Below are 4,419 nucleotides of genomic sequence, written 5' to 3' on the forward strand. Positions count from 1 at the left end.
GCCGACAGCAAGGTTGCCCGGGTCCACGGCTGTGTGATGGCGCAGATACACCCGGCGGCACTTGGGTGTATGTGGGGAGCCTCTGGGCCGTCGTTTAGTAGACACACGGAGCTCTCCCTATGTCTGGAGACCTCTCCGTAACTTCCCGGCGTATTGAGAAGCCGCGTCGGCGTTGGACAGCGTGCCGGACTTCTAGGCCCCGCCGCCCTCCCAATGGAGAGAGAAACTTTTAAATTAGCTGGGTGGGGTTTGGCTGTGGGCAAAACGGCGGCTGTGAGCATCCCGCCTTGGATTGACGAGGAGGAGTTTAGAAGAGTTGTGGAGGAGGTTGTTAAGAGGCTGGGGGGGAGGGTCCCGGTGCAGGAGCTCAGGAGGAGGCTCGGCATAGGGCCTGAGGATTAGGTCGAGGATCTGGAGGCGGTCGACGTGGAGGTCCTTGAGGCGCGGGAGAGGGAGAGGCTACCGCTGTGATATTGAACACAAGTGCCGTAATTGAGAGAGTAGGGCGCGGAGACCTGTTATGGAGGATATAACGGCCGTCACACTAGTAGAATACCCCAAGCATTTATTATAAGCGCTTCTCGGGGGGCGTGATTTTTCCCCATCTATGAGGACTACATGGTGGCGCATAGACTACAGCTGGCGCTGATCGGCTTGGGCAAGCCGCAGGCGTTTTCTGACCTGCTGGCGGCGGCTGTGGCGATAGACCGCGGCGAAGAGCTGGCGGCGAGAGATAGGGATTTCGACGTAATAGCGGAGGCCGCAGGTGCCCTCGGACTGCGGCTGAGGGTAACAACGCCGTGACGTTGCCTATATCTAAAACTCGTGACGCGGCGCTTCTCGCAGACGGGCGGCTGGGGCACGTCTATGAGCTGTGGGGAGGCTACCAGTTGTGGGTGGAGTAGATGGATACGCCGCGGCGAGGGATTTCGGAGGGGGCTGTCTATTCCTTTGTTTGTTTTTCCTTTTTTTCCATTTCCCTCCTCCTCAGCAGGCCTCTTACTATTGCTATGTACATCATTAGTTTGGGGTAGTATTTGATTAGGTCTTCTCTACCCGTCTCCCGCGCCTCTCTCTCTATGGCTTCTGCTATTTTCTCTAGCTCAGCCACGTCGTCCCAGGTGTAGTCTTTAATCTCTTTGTCCAGTAGTTCGAGAAGCCTCTTCCTCACCTCCTCCGTGTAGTACCTCGACCTGGCGGCGGGGGCGAGGGTTTTCAAAGCCCCCCGCAGAAGCACAGCCTCAGGCTCCGTCACCACTCCCTTAGCCGCGAGGAAGTCGATAAGAGTGTTTTGGTAGCTGTAGAAAGCCTCTCTAAACTCCAGAAGGCCCCTGGCCACCTCCCCCACACGGGCCTCAAGCACCTCAATACGCCTCTCGAGATTGCTGATGCGGTTCTCAATTCTATCTACACGCCCTTCAAGATTCTCGCCTCGCGTCTCCAGCCCATGGATATGCTCCTTTAGGCTGTCGATGCGGCCGCCTAGCTCCCCCCTCACGGAGTCAATTTCCTTACTGAGTTTGTTTTTTACATCCTCTATCTTTCTGTCGAGTGAGTAGTACAGCACAACTACTACAATAGCTACAAGCGGCGCCTGGGCTATGAGCGAGCTGATTACAACATCGACGTTAACCACTGTAGGGTATCCGTTGCTGGTTATAAACTTAATCTTTCGGCCGGCGCGTATGGAGGTGTCTTTGGCTACGTAGCTGGCTGTCTCTGTTTGGGGCGGCGTTGCCTATCCTCCTGCCCGACGTGCCGGCGAGGGCCGTCTAGTGCGGAGGCCCCCGTCTTTATTTCCACTACCGTGGCCCGTCGGTGGCTTCGGCCTCAGAGGCTTGTGGGGTCGGCCGCCGGGGCCTCTGCGTCTGCCGTGTGTCTGCCACCAGGCTGTTTTGTCCTGTCTGCTTGAGGTGGTTGCGTGGTGGCTGTGTGGGGTGGGGGGCGGCGGGGGTGTTTACTGGTTTTTTGTGGCTAGCCAGCTGTCTACCACCTGGGCTATTCCTTCGAATTCTCTTAGGCGTTCTAGGTGGCGCATGGTGAGCTTTGCCTTCCCCCGGGTGGCTGGGTAGTCTCCTACCAGCGCCTTGAGTATGGCGGCTTTGGTGGGGTCTGAGACGCGTACCTCGGCCCTGGCGGCGTATCCCCCGGTGGTTTTTTCCCATCTGAAGGTTATGGCGAGGGCGCCCGGCGCCCCTGCCGATTCGTACTCCGCGGTAATCCTTAGGCGCCCCGCGTCGATTTCCGCGGCGAGTTTCTTAACGACGGCGGCGGCGCCCCCCGTGTTGACGGCGAGGGGTAGCCTTCTCGAGGCTGGGGGCGGCACTGCGTCGGCTACGCCTAGCTCCCCGGCTTTCTGCCTCAGCTGTTTTATGAAGCGCGCCGCCTCTGGATCTCCCGCGCCTGCCCTCCTGGCCACCTCCAGGAGGCCTAGTCTGGTGAGGCGTATGTAGAACCGGCCGCTGGGGGTTCTGCCGGCTGTGAAGTGGAGGCCCTCTGCTAGGCCGTAGCCCCGGAGCCTCTCCACCGCCTCGGCGAACCGCGCCTCGCTTCTGGGCTTGTGTACCGCGGAGAGTCTGCCCGACTTCTCGATGCTCACCGCGAAGCGGACTCCGGCGAGTGTGGGGGCGCCGGCCTCCTCCAGCCTGCCGACTAGCGACTTGTGTCTGGCCTCGTCTATGGCCCCCGCCTGGCGGAGCTTGTCTAGGAACTGCCTCACGGCGCCGGCCCACGCCGGGTCTCTCACGGCCAGCACCTGGTTTGTGGTGAGGACTACGTACCAGCTCCCGCCGTACTGCCTCGCCGCGGCCTCGCCTCCCATTGCTCTGAGTATCGACGCGAGGCGCTCAGCCCCCTCCCGGGAGCCCTTGTACTTGGCGAAGAGCTTGCCCTGGTGCCAGTAGAGGGTTATCCGAGCCGCCTCGGCTCCGCCCTCGTCTCTAAATAGGAGGACGGCCCTGGGAGCCCTGCCTCCCAGCTCGACCTTTTCCAACTCCACTGTGAACACAGACGTAAGACCGCCCACCTATATATCGGTATCGCGGCAATCTACCCGCTTTAAATCTTTGTAAAGGCTAGATATCTTGACACGACGTCCGCAGCTCCGGTCCGCGCTATCTGCTGTGTGTATTTGTAAAATATTTGCGACATTGCGGAGTTCTTGTGCTCTGGTTCTTTTGGCTCTTGCATGCCGTTTTGGCGTCTAAAGTTTTTTAAATAGGTGTGTGGGTGTTGTTATGCAGGTGTTGAAGTAAAGGAGGGTGGTTAAGGTGGTGTACGTGTACGACGTGGTGTCTTTGGATGGGGCGGATCTCTATGGCGGGGTGGTTAGGGGGGACTGACCCCCTGGCCGCCTTGGAGGCGTGTCTCGGCCGGGGGGATTGGGTCTGTGTGAGGAGTCTTTTTACCGACGAGTTGCATTTTAGGGTTTTTAAGTCTCTGTGGGAGGAGGGGCTTATGCCCCCTTTCTTCTCTCTGGGCATCCTTGGGGGCCTGAGGGTCCTGGTTGTTTCCGGGACGGGGCTACCCGGAGGGTTCCGCGCCGCCCCTTCGGCATCGTGTTTTAAGCACAGCTTCGTCTCCCGGAGCCCTCGCGGGAGGCGGGGCGGGCGCCAGCTTGCCCATGTGTCTAAAAACAAACCCCTAATTTATGAATTAACGTATGGCGTGTGTCTAACTGTGCTAATCTTGCCTTTGTCAATTCCAAATTTTTAGATTTGGAACTGGCCTCGGCGTATTTCGCCTTTGGCTACCGCGTCGTGTGGACAGTTCTTAATTACACAGAGGCGGTGTAACGTCCCATCTACGTTCTTCCTGACTCAGCGCCGTACGTTTTTCCTGATTCAGGAAGAATGTCCGATTGTAAGTCAGGAAGAATGTAGAGGGTGGTGGTTAGGATTTTCTGCGCCGTACGCAACAGCCTCTTTTATCTATTTAAACTTGGCCTCTCCGCTCTCCATGAAGCGGGGGATATACCTGGCGGTTGCCATAGCGGTTGTAGTTGCGCTTCTGGCGTTAATCCTCCCCCGCGGCGCTCCGCCTACTGCTACGTCTAGTGCGGCACCCACATCGGCAACTTCTGTCCAAACAACGCCCCAGCCTGCTCCGCCTGTTGCCACATCTGGCACATCCGCGCCCACCACCTCGACTCCCGCGGCAACCGCCGCCCAGCCCGCGTCTGTAGAGTCCTACGAGGCCAACTACACCTTCTTAATGCGCGTTTTTACAAGAGGCGTCGAGGCGCGGGTGGAGGGGTGGCTTGTCATAGGAGAGAGCGGGGAGAGGAACTACACCTACGGCCGGTTGCGGTTCCCCACAGGCGATGTGGAGATCTACGGAGTTGCGTACAACAAATCCGCCGTCGTGTATAGGCTGTGCACTGGCGGCGTCTGTCAGTACGACTACCAGGGCTTGTTCCCG

4 protein-coding genes and 1 pseudogene are annotated in these 4,419 nt (G+C 58.7%); 3 read left to right on the forward strand and 2 right to left on the reverse strand.

Translation table 11 applies throughout. The features are described 5' to 3' along the window. Positions 1-255: 255 nt before the first annotated feature. Both ACP5J3_RS11230 and ACP5J3_RS11235 read left to right on the forward strand, forming a co-directional pair. Complete coding sequence (locus ACP5J3_RS11230; RefSeq protein WP_428495776.1) at positions 256-402, forward strand: hypothetical protein; 147 nt, start codon at positions 256-258, stop codon at positions 400-402. Positions 403-618: 216 nt separating this feature from the next. After that, positions 619-804, forward strand: a complete 186-nt coding sequence (locus tag ACP5J3_RS11235) for a hypothetical protein (protein ID WP_428495777.1) — start codon at positions 619-621, stop codon at positions 802-804. 139 nt (positions 805-943) lie between these two features. Here the strand turns inward: ACP5J3_RS11235 and ACP5J3_RS11240 are convergent, their stop codons facing one another. Next, positions 944-1,636 (reverse strand): hypothetical protein, encoded by a 693-nt coding sequence (locus ACP5J3_RS11240; RefSeq protein WP_428495778.1) that lies wholly within the window; start codon positions 1,634-1,636, stop codon positions 944-946. A 321-nt stretch (positions 1,637-1,957) separates the two neighbouring features. After that, positions 1,958-3,007, reverse strand: coding sequence for a PaRep2b protein (locus ACP5J3_RS11245; protein ID WP_428495779.1), 1,050 nt, complete (start codon positions 3,005-3,007; stop codon positions 1,958-1,960). Between the two features lie 950 nt (positions 3,008-3,957). Between ACP5J3_RS11245 and ACP5J3_RS11250 the strand changes: the two are divergent. Continuing rightward, positions 3,958-4,419 (forward strand): annotated as a pseudogene (locus ACP5J3_RS11250) (hypothetical protein); the annotation flags it as partial.

This window comes from Pyrobaculum sp. (assembly GCF_049971835.1).
Lineage (GTDB): Archaea > Thermoproteota > Thermoprotei > Thermoproteales > Thermoproteaceae > Pyrobaculum.

Bases quoted from the DNA above. Each gene is read 5' to 3' on its own strand.
- ACP5J3_RS11235 (WP_428495777.1), top strand. From the start codon at position 619: ATGGTGGCGCATAGACTACAGCTGGCGCTGATCGGCTTGGGCAAGCCG.